We start from the raw sequence: 21,349 nt of genomic DNA, 5'->3' as shown, positions 1-21,349 counted from the left end.
AAAATAAATAGCTCAAAAAAATAGCTCAAAAAAATCAACCCATGCATTTTAATCAAACTTTATTTCAAAGCAACTGTAAGGGGTCTTCTTTTGTACGTCAGTTCTTTACGTATATCCAAGAATTATAGTTCTTAATAACTTGAAATAAATTTTATTATAGCTAATTAAACCCAAATATAAATATGGGTCTATTGTCGATTTAGGTATTGATAATTTAAAAAAGTTGCACCGTTTTGCATCATCGGGTAAAACTCCTGAAGCTTTGATCAAACTTTATTCCAAACCAAAAATTAGAACAATATCCATTCTAAAACAAAAAAATAGAATAAATCTATATAAATTGTGATTAAATAATATATGCAATGTTGTAAGTATTATTTGTTATAGGAAGCAGGTGTACTGAGAGTGAAGAAAGTAATAGCAACTATTTTTATAGTAGGATTTAGCGGAATATTACTATATTTATTTACTGATATTTTTACAAAAATACAAATCCATAAACCAGTAGGAGATAACTTAAAAGAGCATTATGGGATAAAAGATGGAGATTTTAAAATTCTTTCTGCATATAATAACCGACTTGGAGGAACAGGTATTCAAACTTATATAGAAATAAAAAAACCATATTATACCACTACATATGTAACTGTTGACCGAAACTCTTATGAGATAGATCAAGATGATGATAAGTATGTCTTCTTAGATATATTTAAAGGCGCTTATGTCCAACAACATAGTGAAGTTATAAAACAATCAAATGAAATTATTAAAAAATATAACTTATTAAGTGAATCAAATAACGCATTTGATAAGGCGAAACAAAATTTCTATTACTATTTAAACTTTACTATCGATGAACAACAGGAAAAAGAATTGCTTACAAAGTTTAAACAAACTCAACAATTAGATACGAAAAAATTAATCAAAACTTTGAAAATCAACGAATCTAAAATCAATTCTTATCATATGGGAGTAGTGAACTTTAATTATTATTATAGTGTAGAAAAAAATAAGGGGAATATACCAGATATCCTTAGCATTATGAATTATTTTCACAGAGGTAATGTTTTAACAGAAGGCATTTACAATATAGCACTGCAGCCAAGTAGCTCTTCAGGTATGGATTTTGGCAAGGGGAGTTATGTTTTGTTTAGCGTAGATAAATCAGGTGAATTTAAGGTAATTAAAAAAAGTGAATAGGGAAGATGATTCACACATGGCCCAGTACCAGGGTTGCTGTAATTAGAGACAAAGTAATGCTGGTACTGGGCCTACATATAAGGTTTAAAAAGTACGTATATCAAATAAATCCCAACTGCATAAACGGGCGTAATTGTATAGGAACATAAACAGAAAATGAACAAACTTTTTTATAAAAACTGTTCACGCAATCCTAAGGAAAGAGTCGGTTTTAATTAATCTTTTTTCAAAATGGATTTACAAAGATATAACGAAATAAGAATACCATACTGATGAAGCACACTATTCAAAAGATTGCTTTACCTTTAAATTTTTTATACAGTGTTCAACCAGGGAACGTTTCTTACGTAAGGAAGGGGTATAAGGGGTTATATGAAAAGAATGAAAAATGTAATGTTGTTAGTGTTATGTTTCTTATTTTTGAGTGGCTGTGTTAATACTAATGAAGATCAGGTTAAAAAATATATAAAAGAAAAACATGGAATCGATGTTGTTGTAACAGATTGGGGCGCTATGCATGAAGGGAATATGGGACATACATACCATACTGTTCAAGTAAAAAACAACAAAAATATTCAATTTAGAGTAGAGGTAGATGGTTTCTTATATTCAAAAATAAAAGGTGATGAATACCAATACGGAAAAAACACATATGAGGAATATAAGAAATTCAAACCAATTCTAGAAGAAATTAAAAAGTTAGGTTACGAGGAATCTGAAAATGAAAATGTTCTTCAATATATTTTGGATGATGATAATACAGGAGGAAAACCCACTGATGAGTTGTTATTAACTTTAAAATCGAGTAACAAGATTGATTATAGTCAATTTGAATCAACAGAATTAGATCGTTTATATGCTCTATTTCAACTCATTCAGAAGAGTAATAGAAAGATAACAGAACTTGATATTAATGATCATAATGGAGAATATATAGGTTTACCTTTCAATAATGTGCAAAAAGTTATAACGAAAGAAGAACTGCTACTAACAATGAAAAACACTTTAAGCAGTTATTGGACATATTTGATTCAAACTCAAACAAAAGTAGGTGAAAGGTTAAAAGAAATTCAAAACGACCGTTTTGTAATTAAAGGTATTACTTGTTCAAATCCGAAAGATGGGGAGTGTCCGAAGTATGATGTGACTTTAGTTTTTAATGACAGTACGATGCAATATTATAACAATCCCTATGTAGTTGAGGATCTGAGAAAGGTAGTCACTATCCTTAAAGAAGAACTATATAATGAAAAATTTGACATATTTTTAACCAACAAGGATGGAACAAGATATTCACTCTGGCTATCATCAGAAACAATCAAAAAAAGTAATAACATCGAAGAACTTATAAAATAACAATCTCCTAAAGAATAAATCTAAAGCACTTTTTACGTTTGTTATTTGGTGTGAAAGCATAATATAAGTTAGTAAAAAAAATCATTTGTATAAGAGTGTAAGAGCATGTTTTAGCATATGCTCTTTTTTTCTAATGGATTCGCTAAAATCAGTAGTAATAAGTTAAGTATATTTTATCTTAATAACCTCCCAACAAGCTAAAAAGTAGGAGGTTACTTCATTTCTAGAAACAAAAATTTATCAATTCTGAACACCATTGATTAGTTGTACCGTTTTAAAGAAAGTAATACCGTTTGCAAAAAAGTTAAATTGTTTTATTCCTTTTCGATTAAAGAATTCCAGGTGAGTTTTAATCAAACTTTTTTATAAAAATTGTATAATGATTCACAAAGTAGAATTCCGTTCTGATCAATCTTTTTTCAAAATGGATTCTTTTTGTCTCTTATCAAATAAGGGTTTGTAAAACATTTCTGATTAAACTTTATTCCAAACCAATACATATTCTTATGGAACTAACGCATGCTTTAGTTCTATAAGAATTCAAAAGGTCTGTCTAAATTTTACAGTCCTTTTTCAATGATTAAATATCAACATTTTACTTTAACAGATCCCATTATTTAAAGAATACATGAAAAAATTGAGGTTTTAATTAAAAAACGACCTTTCAAATGACGAACAGTGTATATACAAGGCAGGCGAAAGAATTAGCGGAGGCATGCAATGTAAAATTAATAGATCGTGTAGAACTTCAAAAATTGATTAATAAAATTAATCCCGAATATTCGGCTGAAGATGTATATCAAGGGGTAAAACCTGAAGAACGGAAATGTCCAACATGTAAAAATCATTTAGTCGTTCGTAATTCGAATAAAACTGGAAATAAGTTTTTTGGCTGTTCTCAATATCCGACATGTACACATACAGAACCAATCAGTAAATGAGCTGTGATGAAAATCCAGCTCTTTTGTTATTTTTAGGAATTAACTTTAAAAAATCATACTCTCATCAAAAAACGGCTTCTCAGATTTCGATATAACAAATGTTTATTTGAAAGTGAATGACATAAGACCTAAATAACAAGGGATGTGTTGTAAGTGAAAATAAGCGGTTTAAGGTGAGTTAGGTGTACAGAGATAATAAAGTTGTTTAAAAAACGCCAGTCATTTTATTCAACAATCGGGCCAGATTGTGAAGCAATACCCACTTGAGTAACTTAATTCAAATGGGTTCTTTTTAATCTAAAATTAATTAAAAAAATTATAAAAATTATTTTTAATAAAATTCAATATTTTATTAATATTATTCAAAAATATGTTAAACTAATATTAATAAAAGTAAATGGAGGGCAAAGCTGTGGATATTAACAATATTCCAAACTGGATTTTAGCCTTGGAAAATGAGGATTTAGAGTTTGTTAAAAACTTAGTACTTCATTCGGGTTCTTTAAAAGAGATTGCAAAGGTTTATGAGGTATCATACCCAACAGTAAGACTTAAACTTGATCGATTAATCGATAAGATAAAAATGAATGATGCCGTAGAAAACGAGGAATTTATTAAATTTATCAAGAGCCTGTCGATTGATGATCGGATAAGTGTAGAAGATGCAAAATTGATTATTGAAAAATATAAACAAGAAAGAGATGGGGAATAATGGTTCTTATTTATGCTGGTATTTTAGCTGTTCAATTTTTCTTATCAAGTAGAAACAATATCTATTGGGGGGCAATTTTACCAGTAGCACATATTGTATTTCTGACATGGTTGTTTATAACGAGTCGTATTGAAAGTACTAGTGGTTTTATCCTTTATCTATTATTAGGGATGATTTTCTTATGTATAGAATGGAATCTAGGTAGAAAGTATTTTCATAAGAAGATACAAAAAGAATTGGATAAAATGAAAACCCACGACATGAAATAGAGAAAATAGTTGTTAAACGAATTTATTGTTATATTTTTAAGTACAATGAAGTATCTTATGTCGAAAATTTAACGACTATATTTTAACCCCGTCCTAAATTTAGAACGGGGTTATGCTTGTTTTAGGTTTTAAAATTTAATAACTCTATTGTCTTTTTACATTAGGGATGTTATTAAGAATTTTTTATGAAATATCTGAAAAACAAAAAGAATAACCTTGTAGGGTTTCTTGTTTTGTTATAAAATAACCTTATAAGGTTATTTTATAAAGATAAGGAGTGAAAATATTGGAGAATACAGTAAAAGAAATCATTGATGATTTAGAGTATCTGTTCAGGAATGGAGAAATTGGCATGGAAGTAAGTAATCCGGCTTACTTTCAGAGGTTTTGTAAAGTACTGGATGCAACAGATATGCGCTATGATTTACACATTCACGAATATGATGAGGATTCTCTAGTTGTTAAATTAGTGTAAAATACAAATGTTTTAAGGGGTTAATTTTCTTGAAGTATAAAAAGGGAATGGGGAGGAAAAGGATATGAAAATAGGTACATCTGAATGGCTTTCTCTTAGTAAGGATATTAAGCTGAAGTTGATCCGTTTGGCTGTCATAGATAGTAAATATAAACAAGCAAAATAAAAACCCTTCATTTGCTTAATAGCAAACAAAGGGCTTAGTTAATGAGTGACTGAAGTAGAAGGAAATCTAGTCCATTTCCTTCTTTATTTATTGTAACATAAAAGGAAAAGCACAAACAAAGGAGAATTCCCATGAAAGAAATTGATAAATACATGACACCATCTGAAGCAGCTTTTTATTGGGGGATTCCTCGTGAGACAATTAAGAATAAATATAGCCCCTCTCTAATGAACGAGAAGCAAATAAATGATTTAGAGCGCATGCTACAAGAAGGTTTAGTGAAGTACTTTTTGCATCCTGAAGGGAAGCGTAAGGAATGGATTATAAGCCGACAGGCAATGTATGAATGGTTTGGAGAACCAAAGGACAAGTAAGAAAGGATGATAAAAATGCAAGGGGAAACATTTTCTCTGTGGGGAAGTTTCAAGGGTGCATGTAGTTTGATTATTTGGTTTTGGATCGTTATGTTTTTGCTATTTGGTGAAAGCTTGCTACAATAGAATGAAGTCGAAAGTCTAAATACCCTTAGGCAGCTCTCATAGATTTATGGTCTATGGGGGCTTTTAATTAGAACTTATAATAATTTCACGTACCGTATTTAAAAATAAAAAATAAATATCCTCGCCAGTTTTTTCCATTTTGTGGATTCAATGTGCTACGATAGTTATATATTCGCTTTGACAGTAATAGGGGGCGTGTCTATGAAAAATCATATAAAAGTTAATGGACAGATCCGTCAAACACATAAGAAATGGTCGCATCTCAGACAACAACAAAAAGAACGCATTTCTAATTGGCTTCGTAAGGAATATACAAAATTTGTACAACTGAATCATAGAATGGAGGATAACATTGGGATATGAATTAAAAGAAATCAATCCAACAAAATATATTTTTTCGTATTATTTAAATTCATATGATTGCTATGAATTAAGATCTGGAAAATGTTCTTTATATCTAAGCGAAAGTGAAGCAGAAAGTATCCACGAAAAGGATGGAATAACTGGTGAAAGTGATGTACTGTATTGTCGTAATTTAGCTAAGAGGTTATTCCAAATGAATTATTTTGAGAATATAAACTTTCAAAAAGAAGCTTACTCCATTAGAATGCACCAAAGACATTGTGGTCATTATGAATTCACTGATGGTCAACATAGAACCTGTATTGCCAAACATTTAAACCTCCAAACAATATATGCAAAAATTGAGCCTATGCATAGTGAAGATACTTTGGTTTGTTCTGCTTGTAGATGCAAACAAAAGATTCAAATTGAAAATAGTAAGATGAAAAACAAGATATTAAGAATATTAAAGTTAAATCAGAAAACAAAAATACCAAATGATATTCTTGATGAAGAGTATATGAATTTTAAAACAGATATTCATTTAAAAGAACTATATATCAAAGGAAAGACTAGATGCTAAAAAATGTAGTGAATAATAAATTCAAACTAATAATGGGGTTCAGGCGAGATACGTATAAAAACAGGTCATAGGCTTACTTTTATTTCCAAACTACGCCCTATTGGGGTAGCACCACATGCCCATCAACTTATAAGAAATTAATAGAAGTTGCATCTATATTGAGAAATTTATTACAAAATTAGCTATAAATGATTCAAAACCCGAAAGTAAACTTTTATCTAAAAGTTTACTTTCGGTAATAACAAAAAAGTCCCTTCATAATGCTAAAGGGTGTAACTTTAGAAGATAATTTGCATAATTTTTTAATGGTAAATTGCATATAAAAAAGAGAAGTCTATAAAATTATAGACTTCTCTATCTGTTTTTCATGTTGCTTTGTTCTATAGGTATTTTTCTGGGTTTAGCTTTACATAAGAAAGTGAAGTACGCCCTAAAAAGAAAACCACGTTTAATTTTATATGTATCACAAAAACCACGTTTATTTTTCACAAATTTCACACAAATTATTGATATTCTCATCTATAGTGATAGTTAATAGCTTTGAGAGAAGGGAACTGTATATGAAAAAGCTTTGTTCTCCTCTTCTGTTATTTTTAGTTTTTTGTTTTCCAGGAGTAAGTATTCATGCGGAGTCTACATTACAATCAAAAATTGACGCGGCTTCCCCATATGAAACAATTACATTAGAGAATAGAGCTTATAATGAAACGATTAAAATATCGAAACCGATTACAATACAAGGAGATAAAAATACTAAAATAATCTCTTGTGGTAAAGATCCTGTCATTACAATAAATAAGGAAAACATTATCCTCAAAGATTTGAAAATAGAACAATGTAATGATAATACAGATCAGCCAGCAATATTAGTATCGGGAGATAAACACTATATCAATGGATTAGAAATTCACGCATCATACATGGGGATTAAGCTAGAAGATGCTAGGAATATAAAAGTTGAGAACAGTATAATCGTTGGACAAAAACGGGCTAATGGAATTGATTTATGGCAATCTAATCATAATCTGATAGAGAATATCAAAATCCAAAATGTCCGTGATGGTATTTATTTAGAACAAAGCGACAATAATACAATAAGGGAAAATACAATCTGGCAGTCCCGTTATGGCATTCATCTTATGTATTCTGATAGAACGGTTGTTGAAAAAAATATATCAAAAGAAAATACAACAGGTGCTATGATTATGGGAACAAAGGAAACATCTGTAGTAGGAAATCGCTTTATTTACAATAAAAGTAATGTTCATGCACAAGGTATATTACTTTATGATGCGATAAAAACAAACATTTTACAAAATGAGATTACTAATAATAGAGTAGGCATTTATGTAGAAAAGGCAAAGCATAATACTATTATGAGTAATTCAATTTTTAATAATTTTATCGGATTACAATTTAAAGATGCCCGTGAAAATGAATTTACTCAAAATGTAATGATAGGGAATGTTAATGAATCACAAGCTACACAAAGCAGGGAAAATAATATCTATAAAAATTATTGGGATGCTTCTTTAAAAGTAGATACAGACGGTTCAGGTATTAGTAATATTCCATACAAAGCAGATGCCTATTTTCTTTTGTTAACACAAGATATTCCAGAATACCAGTTGTTCTTTCAATCACCAGGGATGCGTATTTTACAAAGTTTTATAAAAATTCCAGATCAATCTTTATTGGTTGACAAAGAATCTAGAATGAAACCAAAAGATGTTACGCAAAAAGGTGAGGAGATGGCATTTCAGTCTCACATTTTGATTGTAAGTATAAGTATGCTACTAATGGGAAGTATGTTGTTCATTTTAGGGAGGAAAAATTGATGAGAATTAAGTATATGTTATTTACTATTTGTTTATGTTTGGTATTTGCCGTAGTAGGGTGTGGTAAGAAAGAAACAAAACCAGTTGCTATTAATGAAAAAAATGATAAGTGTGATGTTTGTAATATGGCAGTAATGGATAATCAATTTGCAACTGAGGTTATTTTAGAAAACGGAAAAGCTTTAAAGTTTGATGATATTGGTTGTATGTATAAGTGGATGGATGAACATAAAAATGAAAAAACACAAGAGAAATTTGTAAGAGATTACAATACAAAAGATTGGGTTGCAGTGGATAAAGCTACATATGTATATGATAAATCAATTAAGACACCAATGGCTTATAATGTAATTTCTTTTAAAGAAACGAAAGATGCGGACAGCTTTGTAGAAAAACATACTGGGAAAATCCTTTCTTCTAAAGAACTAACAGAACATAAATGGGAAATGAATAAAGAGATGATGGGGAAAGAAAAGAAAGATCATGGTAGTGGACATTCTCACTAATAAGTGATTATTACTATGAAAAATTAGTGAGAAAAAGACAACCAGCTCTGGTTGTCTTTTTCATTAGAGAGGTGAATAGCTATGTGGAATATATTATATTCAGAATGGCGTAGTGCAGTAAGGGGTAAACTTGCATACATATTTTTGTTTCTTTGGATAACTATATTTTCTTTAATATTTGTTATGGAAAGAAATACCCCGTCTTTAGCAGGCTATACAAATGTAACGGGGACAATGGTAAATCTTATTTTATATATTGTGCCTTTACTTATGTTAATTATAGGAGCATTCTCTATTGCAGGTGAGGTGGAAAATGGGAAATGGAGACTTTTATGTACGTATCCTTTAAAGGGTACCTCATATGTAATAGGTAAAACTATTGGCCAATTTATAGGGCAAACAGCTATTTTTTCAATGAGTTTTGGAGTAAGTATAATAATTGGGTTAGTAAACGGTAGTAACTTTGATATGTTTTGGGTGGTAGCAACGTATATCTTCTCTGTTTTATTAATTTTTTTATTTTTATTACTGGGAATAACAATCGGTTCTTTTTCTATAACAAGGTGGCAAGCTTTAGCCATAAGTATCGTAGTTTGGTTCTTTCTTATTATGATGTGGCCAACGGCTTTAATTAGTGTTCTTAATTTTGTTCCATATTCAATGATTGCACCATTAATAAAAATATTATTGTTTTGCAACCCAGCAGAATTTCTTCGAATTATATTTGTAATTCAATTAGGTGGTGGAGCAATATTTGGACAAGTATATGATCAATTGGTAATGATTTTTCAAAGTAAAGCAGTTATTTGGATTCTACTAATATACTGCATTATCTATACAATTGTGTTCTTGTTTGTGGCGGGGTGGCAAATGGAGAGGAGAAGAAAAAAATGACAGTATTAAATCTCAAAGAGGTATGTAAAAGATATAAAAAGAAAATAGCATTATCTCCAATCTCATTTCAAAGTAAACAAGGAGAGTGTATCGTATTATGTGGTGGGAATGGAGCTGGGAAAAGTACGCTCCTTGATATAATCGCTGGAATTACAACACCTACAACTGGTACTGTTCAATTAGGGAATATAGAGTTACAGAAAGATAGAAAACAGTATTTGAGTGAAATAGGTTATATGCCAGATGATTTTCATGCACAGCAAGATATGACAGTTCAAGAATTTTTATTCTTTTATGCTGCTTTTCGAAATATAGGAAAAGACAAAGTACAGGCAGTTATTGAATCAATAGGCTTAAATGAGAAAAAAAATGAACGGTTACATAGATTATCTAAAGGGATGAGACAGAGGCTATTATTTGGGCAGGCGTACCTTGGTAAACCTAAAATTTTGATATTAGACGAACCGACAAATGGCCTGGATCCGTATTGGGTAGATGAGTTTTTAACTATATTAAAGACTTTAAAAAGAGATGGTACCATGATTATTTTCTCCACACATATGATGGATGTAGCTGCTGAAATTGGTGATCGGATACTCTTTATGAAAGAAGGAAAAGTCATAAAAGAAATAAAAAATGATGGGAATTTAGAAAATTTAACGATAACATTATTACAAATGCATAGAAGATAAATTGCACATAAAACAGCNNTGTTTTATGTGCAATTTATCATTTGAAAGCTATGCAAATTATCACCTGAAGTTACACCTTATAGGAAAGTGGAGGGGTATCGCCAGCATTTCGGAAAAAAACCACGCTAAGCAAAAAATAAGCTGTCCATCTGGACAGCTTATTTACATAACTACCGTTAGCGGAAGTAAATAATTCAAATATATTTCTCAGTAGTTTAACATCTTCTCTTTAATAACAATTTTGTTAATCGATATGTTTGTGTAACCACTGTTTAAATACCTTTAACTGTTCTTTAGTATGAAAGTAATGTTCACCTGTTTCCATGACTTCTAATTCACAATGATGTTTTTTTGTAAAATAGTTAATAATTTCAAATTCGCACAGTTCATCCTTGGCTCCATACATAATATATGTATCTGTATTCCACGTATTAATAGGATGTTCTTTTACATAGCATAAATAATCCCAATATAACTTTTGACCAACAGGTGTTTCTATAGTCATTTCTTTTTGCAAAAGCTCTGGTGTTATATTAAACCATTTCATCATATTTTCTATAATTCGTTCCATATTAACTACTGGTGATAAAAATAATGCCTTTTCTAACACATCATTTTGATAGGCTAAAAGGCTAAAATAAGCTCCCATACTACATGCAAATACACTTACTTCTTTCCAATGTTCTTTTGCGTAATTCATAACTATAGATAATTCATTAACACAAAACTGTACTTTGCAAGGAGTATTATCATTTATTCTTTCTCCATGCTCAGGTAAATCAAAGCTTAATACTTGATAACCTTTTCGATTGGCTTCTTCAGCTAAAATTTCAATAACTGTATCTTCTTTATTTGACATATTTCCATGTACTGCAATAAAAATTTTTTCACTCTTATTTCCCCATAAAACAGTGGGAATATTACTAATTTTAAAATTATCTTTAAGCATATTTGGGGTTCAGCCGAGATACGTGTAAAACTAGGTCATAGTAATACATTTTTTACCAAACGTTGTTTATCGGTGATATTTGTAACATAAACGTTCGTTTTTGTTACGTTTTGTATTTGGAAATAAGAAATATCCTAACCGTTGAACTAGCTGTAACAAAATACTGTATCAATAATAATCCGTAAACATTATTATTAAAATACCTTTTTGTTACACGATAATCAGATAATGGAAATAAAATACAGCCTATGACCCAAAATTACATGTATCTCGGCTGAACCCCACATATATCTTCTTTTGTATTTTCTGATAAAAGATATAGTCTATAATCATTACCTACGCCATCATATTCATTAACCTTAGCAAAATCACTTAATATTCTATTAATCTTTTCCATGTCTAAGCTCCTTCATCAATAATTAGGGAATAATTCCAACATTATTATAGCAAGGTGCTACACGCTTCCCTATGGATATGTTTTATATTTGGCGGTATGCCTTATTTGGGGTCTCGCCAACATTTCGCGAATTTCGTACGCTAAGGAATTCCTAAGTTCAAAAACTTGGTTTTACCGTACGTTAAGAAAGTTCCTTAAACGATATTTAATGCTTGTTACGGGACTTTGTTTTTGGTAATGAGTCTCGGAACTGGTTTTTGACCATCTTTCTGTTAGTTTCGTTAGAACTCAATAAAGTTCCTTAAACGTCCGGTTTTGGCTCCTATTGCTAAATCCTTTTTATATGTAAACGACAAATAGACCTAAAGATATAATAAAATTGATTTTTTAGGTCTATTCGTCGTTTACGTTAATAAAAGAAAAAACGGGCTTGTTAGACAACCCGTTTTTTCTTTTAGCACTTTTTTCTTTTCGGTAAGTCAGGAGCCTTCTTCATTGTGTCAACAACATGCATGACCGCGAAATATGGATGTTTTAAAATCATTTTCGGTCCGCTCTTTTTCATAACATCCTTAACGAAATCTTTCATATCTGGTTTATAACAATGAATTTTGCAATTTTGACATGCGGGCTTCTTCTCTTGAAATGGACAGTTTGATAAACGAAAATAAGCATACTCTTTTAACTTCTGACATTCTTCACATATAGTATCTTGTTCATGTTCGTTTTTACAATACATATCAATCATAATGCTAATTGTTTTCTCTTCACGTTCAATTCGATTCATGGCTAGTGCCTCCCGTTCCAAAGTCTCTCTGCTTTGATTGTAAGACTTTTTTTGAGGGTTTACATGAATTTTCATTGACAGTTTTTCTAATTTTTATCTCTTTCCTACGAATTATTAATGGAGAATGTCCCTACCAATCATAACCAACAGTAAAAGCGAACGCATTAAGACTTAAATAAACATCTTTCTTTTTCTTACGAGCTTCGGATGCTTAAACCAATCGATTCTTCCACGCTATTGATTGATCTATTTTAGCCATAAAAAATCTCCTTTCCGTCTTGTACGTAAGGAGATTATGACATGGAACTGATTCTATTGGTATGTGGGGACAGTTTGACGCTTACTGTTATATCAAGTAGTTCAGCCTTAGCGTACGGAATCCGCGAAATGTTGGTGCTACCCCATGCCCATCAACCTAAGAAAACAGATCAACCCCAAAACAAAAAATCCTTCACATAATATGTGATAGAAAAGGATAGATAAAGGCATTTTAGCCTTATCTATCCTTTTCTGTACTACTAATGATTACGTTTACTACTCAAAAACTTCTATTCCTATTTTTATACATCATAACAATTTTAATTAGGTTGTGGTGTACTTCAAAGGTGGTAAACTATCATACCTTGATAGTTTCGAATGTCTTCTAATAAAAGGAATAATCCACATTAATCCAATTGTTATTAGCACAATAGACATTAAAAGAATGATAGTTAATTCAGGTTGTGCTGAAGGTGTGCTTGTAGTTGTAGACTGTAAAGCAGAAAAGATATCTCTTGAAGCTACAATTATATTATTAACCATGTGAGCTATTATAGAAGGTAATAAACTTTTAGTTTTCAAGTACATTAAACAAGAAATAATCCCAAATATTGTGGTTCCAAAAACATTGCTTAGATGTAAAACACCGAAGCAGATGGAAGAGAATATAACTGCTTTTTTTATTCCGAATTTATACGTAAAACGACTAAGAATAAAGCCTCTGAACAAAATTTCTTCACAAACAGGAGCAATGAAAGAAAGAGTTATAGCTTTCATTAAAATAAACCACATACTTTGTGTTTTAACTACTTCGTTTGTATCCTCTAGCGAAGTGCTCTTTGGTATTAATGAAAATAGTATTACGATTAGCAATAACATACCTAATCCGAAAAGCATAGTCATAATTGCTGATGCAAAAATTTTTCTAAAAGAAAAAGAAGATGGTTTTGACAAGTAAGTTTTAAACGAGATATTATATCTTTTAAATTTAAAACCAATCCAAAACATAGGGATAGCATAAATTGAAATAATAAGAGCAATATTTAACTTTACATCTTTAGGAATTTCTTTGAATAATAAAGGCAAAATAAATATCATTATTACAAAAGAGATAATAGCCCACATTAAAATGAACCTTGTTTTCATATGATCAAAAATTTTATCCATTAATAGCCTCCTGTAGTTTTATGCTAGTATTCTATATTTTATTATATCATTTTAAAGGGATATTTTGGTATTTCGTTTGATATAGGTTGTCAGCTATTTTGGGTCACATTACATCAATATCAGGCTAAGGTTTTACACTACCCATAAAGCAAAAAAGAAGTTATCCTTTCTATAGAATCATAGGAAAGGGTGGCGTTTTTTATGAATCTTTCGATTCAAAGTGAACTACAATTATTTGCTGAAGAATTATATGAACATCTTACTCCTTCATTTTTAGAAAATCTTGCTAGAGAACTAGGTTTTGTACAACGAAAACGTAAGTTTTCAGGGCATGATTTAGCTACTATCTGTGTTTGGATTAGTCAACGGGTAGCGAGTGATTCTTTAGTACGACTATGTAGTCAACTTCATGCTGTTACAGGAACAATCATGAGTCCAGAAGGACTTAATAAACGTTTCAATAAAAAAGCTGTTTGCTTTTTAAAACACATTTTCTCTACATTACTAAAAAGTAAAATTTGTGAAACATCAGCGATTCCAAGCTCTTCAATCGCTTATTTTCAACGAATTCGTATTTTAGATGCAACGATTTTCCAGGTACCAAAGCATTTAGCTAGTGTGTATCCTGGATCAGGTGGTTGTGCTCAAACAGCGGGTATAAAAATCCAGTTAGAATATGATTTACATAATGGCCAGTTTTTAAATTTCCAAGTGGAACCAGGGAAAAATAATGATAAAACCTTTGGAACAGAATGTTTAGCAACATTACGTCCTGGTGATCTATGTATTCGGGATTTAGGCTATTATTCACTGGATGATTTAGATCAAATGGACCAACGTGGCGTGTATTATATATCACGGCTCAAATTAAACAATAGGGTGTATATAAAAAATGAATTTCCTGAATACTTTCGAAATGGGACAGTAAAAAAACAGTCTCAGTATATCAAAGTTGATTTAGAACACATTATGAATACCTTAAAACCAGGGCAGGTCTATGAAATAAAAGATGCTTATATTGGAAAGGATAAAAAACTATTCACTAGGGTGATTATGTATCGATTAACAGGAAAACAACTTCGTGAACGTATGAAAAAACAAGTGTATACGGAAAGTAAAAAGGGCATTACATATTCGGAAAAAAGCAAACGATTAGCTGGCATGAACCTGTATGTTACCAATACACCTTGGGAGATTGTCCCGATGGAACAAATTCATGATTTTTACTCTCTCCGCTGGCAAGTTGAAATCATCTTTAAAAATTGGAAATCATTATTTCAAATTCATCATTGGCAAAATATTAAACAAGAGCGATTAGAATGCCATGTTTATGGAAAACTCATTTCCATTTTTTTATGCTCTTCTATTATGTTTAAGATGCGACAATTGATTTTACAAAAGAAACAAAAGGAGTTAAGCGAATATAAAGCAATTGGAATGATTCAAGATCATTTGTCCATTTTATATCAATCTATAGAGCAAAACACCCAAGAAATAACAAAGATTCTAATCCGTCTGTTCTACTTACTCCAAAAGAATGGTCGGAAATCTCATCGATACGATAAGAAAACAGTCTTTGATATTTTGGGTGTTGTCTATGAGTATAATGGATTGAGAAAACAAAAGAAAACTGCATAATCTTAAAAAAAGTGATACCTATCTAGGTTTATTTGGTGTGCTTCTTTTTAAGAGCACCAAATATTTTAGAGGTGTTTCGTTTATATGAACGAGAGTTCATTTTGTTTTCATTCTTAAGTTGATGGGCATGGGGCACCGCCAGCATTTTGGAAAAACCCCAAGCTAAGAGCATGCAAGATTTAATACAGTTTTTTGGTTGATCCAACAACAATCGAGAAACCTAAAACCGCACCAGAATAGGAATGTATAAAAAAATGCATAGGTCCATAGAACGAAAAAAGGAGGTTCCCTTGAGAGAGTACGGTTCCTCCTTTTCCTTGCTACCGATAATAGGACGTTATGTCAACCTGATATGAATATAATATACGTCATTTGATTGTGGTAAAATTTAGTTAATTAATTATTTTAAAGGGGATTTGAATATGTCTATATGGAAAGGATCAGCAGCAATTTGTATAAACTCCAGAGATGAAATATTAATGGTAGCACAGGAAAAACCAAATGAACCTGAACTTTGGTCTGTTCCTTCGGGTGGAGTAGAAGAAAAGGAAACATTTGAAGAGTGTTGTATTCGTGAAGCTTGGGAAGAAACAGGTTATGAAGTGCAAATTGTTAAAAAAATACATGAGCGAAATGGAATTACGTATGGAGTAGATGTTCATGTTGAATATTTTGAAGTTGAACTAGTTGGTGGAGAAAAGAAAATTCAGGATCCAGATGAGTTAATTCAAGATATTTGCTGGAAGCCAATATCTGAAATTAGTAAACTTAAAATGCTATTTGAAAAAGAGCGAGATATATTACTGAATTACATACAAGAAAGAAAAGGTTAGAATCTTAATTAACTTCTAATAACGAATTTTATGTAAATAAGCCGTCCGTATGGGCGGCTTATTGTATTTTTTGCTTAGCGTGGTTTTTTTCCAAAATGCTGGCGATACCCCTTATAGAGGGAGTATCTCAAAATATGCGTCATAAATACACTAATTTCTAACATATAAATGGTATAAGGCTTGTCTTATAAAATTAGTTTTTGTAAGAAAGGAGATATACCTTGAAGAAAGTATTGTTATTTAGTGATCCAGGTATTGATGATTCTTTAGCTATCATATATAGTCTACTAAATCCTAAGATTGAAATTGTTGGAATTGTTACGAGTTACGGTAATGTTACCAAAGAACAAACAACTCGAAACGCCTTGTACCTTTTGCAATTGGCTGGAAGACAAGATATCCCTGTTATAAGTGGTGCTACTTTACCATTTTTCAATGGGTTTACTACTTATTATCCAGAAATCCATGGCGCAGAAGGACTTGGTCCTATTCGGCCTCCTGAAAGTGTAATAACTATTCCTGTTCATGATTTTAGCTTAATCCCTAAAATTATTGAAAGGTACAAGGGAGAGTTAACAATTATTGATGTAGGAAGATCTACTTCCCTTGCGATGGTATTAAATATTTGGAAAGAACTAATGCAAAGTGTAAAGGAAGTATATATCATGTCCGGAGTGTTCTTACAACCAGGAAATGTTACATCTGTAGCGGAAGCCAATGCGTATGGTGATCCTGTTTCAACACAGTTTGTAATTAATCAGTCGAAAAATTTAACAATGATTCCTTTAAATGTAACAAATTCGGCTGTATTGCTCCCGAACGAAGTGAATTATATTGTGGAACATACAAATGGTCCATTCAAATCATTGATAAAACCAATCTATGATTATTATTACAGTGCCTATAAAAAATTGAATAAAAGTATTAAGGGGGCTCCTTTACATGATGTAGTTGCAATGAGTGCAATAGCTAATCCTAGTTTTGTTCAATATATGTATCGTAAAGTAGAAGTTGATTTAAAATCTTTCAGAGGACAAACGATTGCTGATTTCCGTCCAGGTGCAGAAGCTACAGGAGTTCGCATTGGCTTAAAATTAAATCAAAAAAACTTTATTAATGATTTTATAGAGACAATGGTTGGGAATCACAGATATTAATTAGAATAATTCATTTCCCTATATAGTAAAACCCTATGAAAAGTTAAATTTGAAGCCGAAGATAATTATATAGTAAGAAATAAAAAAATCTATACTCATTCAAAAATGCGGTGATTAAGCGTCTTGTTAGTAAAGATTTTTTTATAAAGACAGCAATTAAAAATTGAATGTATCAACTATAAGTAGCAAAAGAGGACTAGGAAACGGAATAGTCCTCTTTTTTATTTCATTTTATAGAGTAAAGGGGGGATTCCGTAATGGCACATGTCAGTACGGAGGATGCGATGAAAGCAAGAAAAGTTGACTTGATTTCATATCTGGAAGCAAAAGGAGAAACGTTTAAGAAAGAGGGAAACTATTATCGTCATACGGAGCATGACAGTCTCATCATTAAAGGGAATCAATACGCCTGGAATAGTCGAGGGGAAAAAGGATATGGAGCGATTAGCTTTGCCATGATGTACTATGACATGAAATTCCCTCAAGCCGTAATGGACATTCAGAAGGGGGACTACAAAGAGTTTGATCGTTCAAAAGCTGAAGAGGAACGCAAAAAAGAGCAGCAGCCTTTTAGTTATCCAAAACACTTAGAGGTGCCGAAACAAACAGAAATCAAGAAATACTTAATTGATGAGCGGAAAATAGATCCTCGCCTGGTGAACTGGCTGATTAAAAAGGATCTTATCGTCCAGGATAAGAAAAATAATGTCGTGTTCAAATGGAGAGAAGAAGGTGGCAAAGGGCAAATAATTGGAATGAACCGTCAAGGCACTGTAAAAATGGAGAATAAAAGAGGCAGCTTTAAACAAATCGTCCCGAATTATGAAAAAATCAATGCAGGTTTTACGGTTGATGTGGGTAAGCCGGATAAGATCTATTTTTATGAAGATCCAATCGACATGTTATCTCATTGGAGCATTAAACAAAATAATATCCAAAACGCTCGCCTGGTTTCTATGCATGGATTGAAGTCAAAAACAGTGATTCAATCTTTAATGGATGCGAAAAAAGAAGGGCACGATATTAAAGAGGTCATAATGGCAGTTGATAATGATAAGGCTGGGAAAGACTTCATTCAGACAATGAAATGCTTTGTAGATCTTAAAGAGGATATTCCAACGAATGAAAAAGATTGGAACGATGTCCGGAAGAAACAAGTGAGTGAGCAACAGGCAAAAGAAACAGCCCAACCAAAGAAAGTAAAACCAATTAAAGAGGTGGAGAGAAGTGTCTAATCTACCAGAAATGCCAAACATATTACAAATTTTGATTTATGGTTTTATCCTTTATGTTCTTTTCCGTATTTGTAAATTTATGTACCGAAAGTTTCGGGAGCGAAGAATACTGAAGCGAATAGCTAAGTCCGGTATTCGCTATATAGACAAAATGGATGGACGTCAATTCGAAGTGTATCTGAAGGCTCTCTTTCGAGAACTTGGGTACTCACCGATGGTTACAAAGCAGTCAAATGATTTCGGAGCGGATCTGGTATTGAAGGGGAAAAATCGTATTGTCATCCAGGCGAAACGCTACGGGATGAAAAATAGAGTCGGCATCAGTGCCGTACAAGAGATATATGCAGCACAAGCCTATTACAAAGCACATGAGGGCTGGGTTGTAACAAACAGTGTATATACAAGACAAGCAAAGGAATTAGCGGAAGCTTGTAATGTAAAACTAATAGATCGTGTAGAACTTCAGAAATTGATTAATAAAATTAATCCCGAATATTCGGCTGAAGATGTATATCAAGGGATAACACCTGCAGAACGGAAATGTCCAACATGTAAACATGATTTAGTCATTCGAAATTCGAATAAAACAGGAAATAAGTTTTTTGGCTGTTCTCAATATCCCACATGTACACATACAGAACCAATTCATACATGAACTGTGATGAAAATCCGGCTCTTTTTCATTTGTTTAAAGAATACATGAGAAAAATCAGTTTAACACAAAAATGACTCTTCAGATTTGATTGTATGAGATTTTTAATTAGTTGTTAATATAATAAGTCGTATTTGTCATAAAACCGTATGTAAAGGGAGAAACGGACTTTAAATGCGTTTTTAGGTTTTTTAGGGAAAATAAAAAGGGCAGTCATTATTTACGACTTAACCCTTTGTCTACGATCTGACGAATTGCTTCATTTCGATTCTTCAGCTTATGTTCATGCCAATAATTTTCTATTTGTTCTACTTGTTCTTTTGTAAAAGTAACTAAAATTTGAGTGTACTTGTCTTTATTAACAGCCATATAACAACCTCCTCTATAAAAAATATTATAAGTTATATAACTTATATTGACAACCAGAAAAATGAGTAATAGAATAGTTGTATAAGTTATATAACTATATTGAGGAGGTTATTACATGGAACGGAAAGTTAAAAAGATGATGGCTGATCTTCAATTTATTATGAATCATGGTCAAATCAGTGTAGATTTTATGGATCTAGGATATAAAAGAATGCTTTTTAGTGCATTAGAAGCTACGGGAAAACAGTTCAATGTGCATACCAATGAACATAATGAAACAACCTTGTTCTTAGAGTTAGTTTAGTAAATTTACGCAATGAGGAGCTGTTAATAGTGGAGCAGTTAACTATTTTTGACGTAATGGATGAAACTAAAAATAAGCTTTATGAGGTATTAGAGAAAAATGGATTAACTTATAAAATTCATAAATACTATTTATATTCGAATTATGAGGGAGCTGTTCAATATTACTATATAAGAACAACTGATAATACAATTATTGATTTGTGTATCTCTGATTTTCCAGAAATCTTCGCTGTCCATGAAGGGTTTAGCGATAAACAAATTAGAAAGATTTACAACTGGAACTTATAAGCTATATAAATAACAAATTTAATTATTGGAGGAATGAAAAATGAAAATTGGTGTATCTGAGTGGAAAGCATTGAAAAAAGAGACAAAGTTAAAGCTATTGCGCTATGCGATGTTAGAAAGTAAGTATAAGTATGCAAAATAAAAGCTCTTCATTTGCAAAAGCAAACAAAGAGCAAAGTCATGAGTGACCGTCGAGGAAAGAAATTGGCACATTTCTTTCCTCTTTATTTTAACATATAAAAACATGTAGAGAAAAGGGGCGTGTAGAATGGAAGAAGGTCATATTTCCTTTCAGCAAAGGGTTAAAGAAGTACTTATTATGATCGTTAGTTTTTGGATCATTATGTTTCTCATGTATGGTGAAAGCCTGTTACAATAGTAAAGAATAACTTGGGTACAAATTGATAATGAAGTGGGGAAATATGCTGGATGAAAGCAACCGGAGTAACTAGAAAAGTGGATGAATTAGGGCGTATAGTAATTCCAAAGGAACTTAGAAATACGCTTGGGATTAAAGAAAAATCACCATTAGAGATTTTTGTAGAAGGGGAAGACATCATTTTACAGAAGTATCAGCCTGGTCATGTTTGTGCATTAACAGGAGAAGTGTCAAATCGTAACATAGCATTAGCAAATGGTAAGATAACATTAAGTCCAGAAGGTGCAGAACTATTACTAAAAGAAGTAGAACAGTATCTTGTAAAATAAGTGCTCCTTTCAAGGGGCTTTTTTGTAAGGGGAACATATAATTTCACGTACCGTAATGTTTAATAAAAAACAAACTACATAATCAATAGTCTACATTTAATTTTGTGCCTAATTAATCCGCTTAATGGATT

The 21,349-nt window shown here is 31.5% G+C and carries 24 protein-coding genes and 2 pseudogenes; 21 read left to right on the top strand and 5 right to left on the bottom strand.

What is annotated here, in order from left to right; genetic code table 11:
* Positions 1-405 precede the first annotated feature (405 nt).
* From B5P40_RS28085 to B5P40_RS28030, 13 genes and pseudogenes are all read left to right on the top strand, one after another.
* A complete protein-coding gene (locus B5P40_RS28085) occupies positions 406-1,200 on the top strand; it encodes a hypothetical protein (RefSeq protein WP_113710286.1) in 795 nt (264 codons plus the stop codon).
* A 372-nt stretch (positions 1,201-1,572) separates the two neighbouring features.
* On the top strand, positions 1,573-2,556 hold the full coding sequence (locus B5P40_RS28080; RefSeq protein WP_113710285.1) for a hypothetical protein: 984 nt from the start codon (positions 1,573-1,575) through the stop codon (positions 2,554-2,556).
* 668 nt (positions 2,557-3,224) lie between these two features.
* Positions 3,225-3,497: pseudogene (locus tag B5P40_RS28075) on the top strand (topoisomerase DNA-binding C4 zinc finger domain-containing protein); the annotation flags it as partial.
* A 412-nt stretch (positions 3,498-3,909) separates the two neighbouring features.
* Positions 3,910-4,209 carry a DUF2089 family protein gene (locus B5P40_RS28070; protein ID WP_016104021.1) on the top strand — a complete coding sequence of 100 codons (300 nt, stop codon included), beginning with the start codon at positions 3,910-3,912 and terminating at the stop codon, positions 4,207-4,209.
* Entirely contained in the window at positions 4,209-4,478 is a 270-nt protein-coding gene (locus B5P40_RS28065; RefSeq protein WP_113710284.1) for a hypothetical protein, read from the top strand. Before B5P40_RS28070 ends, B5P40_RS28065 begins: the two co-directional genes overlap by 1 nt.
* 286 nt (positions 4,479-4,764) lie before the next feature.
* A complete protein-coding gene (locus B5P40_RS28060; protein ID WP_113710283.1) occupies positions 4,765-4,953 on the top strand; it encodes a hypothetical protein in 189 nt (62 codons plus the stop codon).
* Positions 4,954-5,250: 297 nt separating this feature from the next.
* Complete coding sequence (locus B5P40_RS28055) at positions 5,251-5,493, top strand: helix-turn-helix domain-containing protein (protein WP_002139963.1); 243 nt, start codon at positions 5,251-5,253, stop codon at positions 5,491-5,493.
* 327 nt (positions 5,494-5,820) lie between these two features.
* A pseudogene (locus B5P40_RS32990) lies at positions 5,821-5,958 on the top strand (transposase); the annotation flags it as partial.
* Between the two features lie 13 nt (positions 5,959-5,971).
* Positions 5,972-6,544 (top strand): hypothetical protein, encoded by a 573-nt coding sequence (locus B5P40_RS28050; RefSeq protein ID WP_113710282.1) that lies wholly within the window; start codon positions 5,972-5,974, stop codon positions 6,542-6,544.
* Positions 6,545-7,104: 560 nt separating this feature from the next.
* Positions 7,105-8,382: a right-handed parallel beta-helix repeat-containing protein gene (locus B5P40_RS28045; RefSeq protein WP_113710281.1), complete on the top strand. Its 1,278-nt coding sequence runs from the start codon at positions 7,105-7,107 to the stop codon at positions 8,380-8,382.
* Positions 8,382-8,888 (top strand): nitrous oxide reductase accessory protein NosL, encoded by a 507-nt coding sequence (locus B5P40_RS28040; protein ID WP_113710280.1) that lies wholly within the window; start codon positions 8,382-8,384, stop codon positions 8,886-8,888. The genes B5P40_RS28045 and B5P40_RS28040 overlap by 1 nt, the downstream gene beginning before the upstream one ends.
* An 81-nt stretch (positions 8,889-8,969) precedes the next feature.
* Positions 8,970-9,782, top strand: coding sequence for an ABC transporter permease (locus tag B5P40_RS28035; protein WP_113710279.1), 813 nt, complete (start codon positions 8,970-8,972; stop codon positions 9,780-9,782).
* Positions 9,779-10,474: an ABC transporter ATP-binding protein gene (locus tag B5P40_RS28030; RefSeq protein WP_097815886.1), complete on the top strand. Its 696-nt coding sequence runs from the start codon at positions 9,779-9,781 to the stop codon at positions 10,472-10,474. Before B5P40_RS28035 ends, B5P40_RS28030 begins: the two co-directional genes overlap by 4 nt.
* Before the next feature lie 244 nt (positions 10,475-10,718).
* Here the strand turns inward: B5P40_RS28030 and B5P40_RS28025 are convergent, their stop codons facing one another.
* The 4 genes from B5P40_RS28025 to B5P40_RS28015 form a co-directional block, all read right to left on the bottom strand.
* Complete coding sequence (locus tag B5P40_RS28025) at positions 10,719-11,423, bottom strand: alpha/beta hydrolase (protein WP_113710278.1); 705 nt, start codon at positions 11,421-11,423, stop codon at positions 10,719-10,721.
* Positions 11,424-11,682: 259 nt separating this feature from the next.
* Complete coding sequence (locus tag B5P40_RS32985; RefSeq protein WP_181462969.1) at positions 11,683-11,820, bottom strand: hypothetical protein; 138 nt, start codon at positions 11,818-11,820, stop codon at positions 11,683-11,685.
* Positions 11,821-12,274: 454 nt separating this feature from the next.
* Positions 12,275-12,682 (bottom strand): nitrous oxide-stimulated promoter family protein, encoded by a 408-nt coding sequence (locus B5P40_RS28020; RefSeq protein ID WP_336619613.1) that lies wholly within the window; start codon positions 12,680-12,682, stop codon positions 12,275-12,277.
* A 507-nt stretch (positions 12,683-13,189) separates the two neighbouring features.
* Positions 13,190-14,032 (bottom strand): type II CAAX endopeptidase family protein, encoded by an 843-nt coding sequence (locus B5P40_RS28015; RefSeq protein WP_113710277.1) that lies wholly within the window; start codon positions 14,030-14,032, stop codon positions 13,190-13,192.
* A 201-nt stretch (positions 14,033-14,233) separates the two neighbouring features.
* Between B5P40_RS28015 and B5P40_RS28010 the strand changes: the two genes are divergently transcribed.
* The 5 genes from B5P40_RS28010 (at position 14,234) to B5P40_RS27990 (ending at position 19,550) form a co-directional block, all read left to right on the top strand.
* Positions 14,234-15,670, top strand: coding sequence for an IS4 family transposase (locus tag B5P40_RS28010; protein ID WP_113710276.1), 1,437 nt, complete (start codon positions 14,234-14,236; stop codon positions 15,668-15,670).
* Between the two features lie 422 nt (positions 15,671-16,092).
* Positions 16,093-16,503 carry an NUDIX hydrolase gene (locus tag B5P40_RS28005; RefSeq protein ID WP_113710275.1) on the top strand — a complete coding sequence of 137 codons (411 nt, stop codon included), beginning with the start codon at positions 16,093-16,095 and terminating at the stop codon, positions 16,501-16,503.
* 221 nt (positions 16,504-16,724) lie between these two features.
* Positions 16,725-17,660, top strand: a complete 936-nt coding sequence (locus B5P40_RS28000) for a nucleoside hydrolase (protein WP_113710274.1) — start codon at positions 16,725-16,727, stop codon at positions 17,658-17,660.
* 257 nt (positions 17,661-17,917) lie between these two features.
* A complete protein-coding gene (locus B5P40_RS27995; RefSeq protein WP_113710273.1) occupies positions 17,918-18,895 on the top strand; it encodes a DUF3991 and TOPRIM domain-containing protein in 978 nt (325 codons plus the stop codon).
* The gene (locus B5P40_RS27990) at positions 18,888-19,550 is read left to right on the top strand and encodes a restriction endonuclease (RefSeq protein ID WP_113710272.1); all 663 of its coding nucleotides are present in this window, start codon (positions 18,888-18,890) and stop codon (positions 19,548-19,550) included. Before B5P40_RS27995 ends, B5P40_RS27990 begins: the two co-directional genes overlap by 8 nt.
* 213 nt (positions 19,551-19,763) lie before the next feature.
* On the opposite strand, the gene B5P40_RS32980 is transcribed toward B5P40_RS27990, so the two are convergent.
* Positions 19,764-19,916, bottom strand: a complete 153-nt coding sequence (locus B5P40_RS32980) for a ribbon-helix-helix domain-containing protein (protein ID WP_016119506.1) — start codon at positions 19,914-19,916, stop codon at positions 19,764-19,766.
* Positions 19,917-20,031: 115 nt separating this feature from the next.
* On the opposite strand from B5P40_RS32980, the gene B5P40_RS27985 reads away from it, so the two are divergent.
* The 3 genes from B5P40_RS27985 (at position 20,032) to B5P40_RS27975 (ending at position 21,218) form a co-directional block, all read left to right on the top strand.
* The gene (locus tag B5P40_RS27985) at positions 20,032-20,220 is read left to right on the top strand and encodes a hypothetical protein (RefSeq protein WP_002090003.1); all 189 of its coding nucleotides are present in this window, start codon (positions 20,032-20,034) and stop codon (positions 20,218-20,220) included.
* Positions 20,221-20,246: 26 nt separating this feature from the next.
* Positions 20,247-20,510: a hypothetical protein gene (locus B5P40_RS27980; RefSeq protein ID WP_033732564.1), complete on the top strand. Its 264-nt coding sequence runs from the start codon at positions 20,247-20,249 to the stop codon at positions 20,508-20,510.
* Between the two features lie 429 nt (positions 20,511-20,939).
* The gene (locus tag B5P40_RS27975) at positions 20,940-21,218 is read left to right on the top strand and encodes an AbrB/MazE/SpoVT family DNA-binding domain-containing protein (protein ID WP_002090664.1); all 279 of its coding nucleotides are present in this window, start codon (positions 20,940-20,942) and stop codon (positions 21,216-21,218) included.
* The last annotated feature ends 131 nt before the right edge of the window (positions 21,219-21,349 follow it).

Origin of the sequence: Bacillus sp. SRB_8, assembly GCF_003264205.1 — a bacterium.
Lineage (GTDB): Bacteria > Bacillota > Bacilli > Bacillales > Bacillaceae_G > Bacillus_A > Bacillus_A mycoides.
This window is presented reverse-complemented; position numbering and strand designations above follow the sequence as displayed.

Bases quoted from the DNA above. Each gene is read 5' to 3' on its own strand.
- B5P40_RS28080 (WP_113710285.1), top strand. From the start codon at position 1,573: ATGAAAAGAATGAAAAATGTAATGTTGTTAGTGTTATGTTTCTTATTT.
- B5P40_RS28065 (WP_113710284.1), top strand. From the start codon at position 4,209: ATGGTTCTTATTTATGCTGGTATTTTAGCTGTTCAATTTTTCTTATCA.
- B5P40_RS28055 (WP_002139963.1), top strand. From the start codon at position 5,251: ATGAAAGAAATTGATAAATACATGACACCATCTGAAGCAGCTTTTTAT.
- B5P40_RS28045 (WP_113710281.1), top strand. From the start codon at position 7,105: ATGAAAAAGCTTTGTTCTCCTCTTCTGTTATTTTTAGTTTTTTGTTTT.
- B5P40_RS28040 (WP_113710280.1), top strand. From the start codon at position 8,382: ATGAGAATTAAGTATATGTTATTTACTATTTGTTTATGTTTGGTATTT.
- B5P40_RS28035 (WP_113710279.1), top strand. From the start codon at position 8,970: ATGTGGAATATATTATATTCAGAATGGCGTAGTGCAGTAAGGGGTAAA.
- B5P40_RS28030 (WP_097815886.1), top strand. From the start codon at position 9,779: ATGACAGTATTAAATCTCAAAGAGGTATGTAAAAGATATAAAAAGAAA.
- B5P40_RS28025 (WP_113710278.1), bottom strand. From the start codon at position 11,423: ATGCTTAAAGATAATTTTAAAATTAGTAATATTCCCACTGTTTTATGG.
- B5P40_RS32985 (WP_181462969.1), bottom strand. From the start codon at position 11,820: ATGGAAAAGATTAATAGAATATTAAGTGATTTTGCTAAGGTTAATGAA.
- B5P40_RS28020 (WP_336619613.1), bottom strand. From the start codon at position 12,682: ATGAAAATTCATGTAAACCCTCAAAAAAAGTCTTACAATCAAAGCAGA.
- B5P40_RS28015 (WP_113710277.1), bottom strand. From the start codon at position 14,032: ATGGATAAAATTTTTGATCATATGAAAACAAGGTTCATTTTAATGTGG.
- B5P40_RS28010 (WP_113710276.1), top strand. From the start codon at position 14,234: ATGAATCTTTCGATTCAAAGTGAACTACAATTATTTGCTGAAGAATTA.
- B5P40_RS28005 (WP_113710275.1), top strand. From the start codon at position 16,093: ATGTCTATATGGAAAGGATCAGCAGCAATTTGTATAAACTCCAGAGAT.
- B5P40_RS27995 (WP_113710273.1), top strand. From the start codon at position 17,918: ATGGCACATGTCAGTACGGAGGATGCGATGAAAGCAAGAAAAGTTGAC.
- B5P40_RS32980 (WP_016119506.1), bottom strand. From the start codon at position 19,916: ATGGCTGTTAATAAAGACAAGTACACTCAAATTTTAGTTACTTTTACA.
- B5P40_RS27985 (WP_002090003.1), top strand. From the start codon at position 20,032: ATGGAACGGAAAGTTAAAAAGATGATGGCTGATCTTCAATTTATTATG.
- B5P40_RS27975 (WP_002090664.1), top strand. From the start codon at position 20,940: ATGAAAGCAACCGGAGTAACTAGAAAAGTGGATGAATTAGGGCGTATA.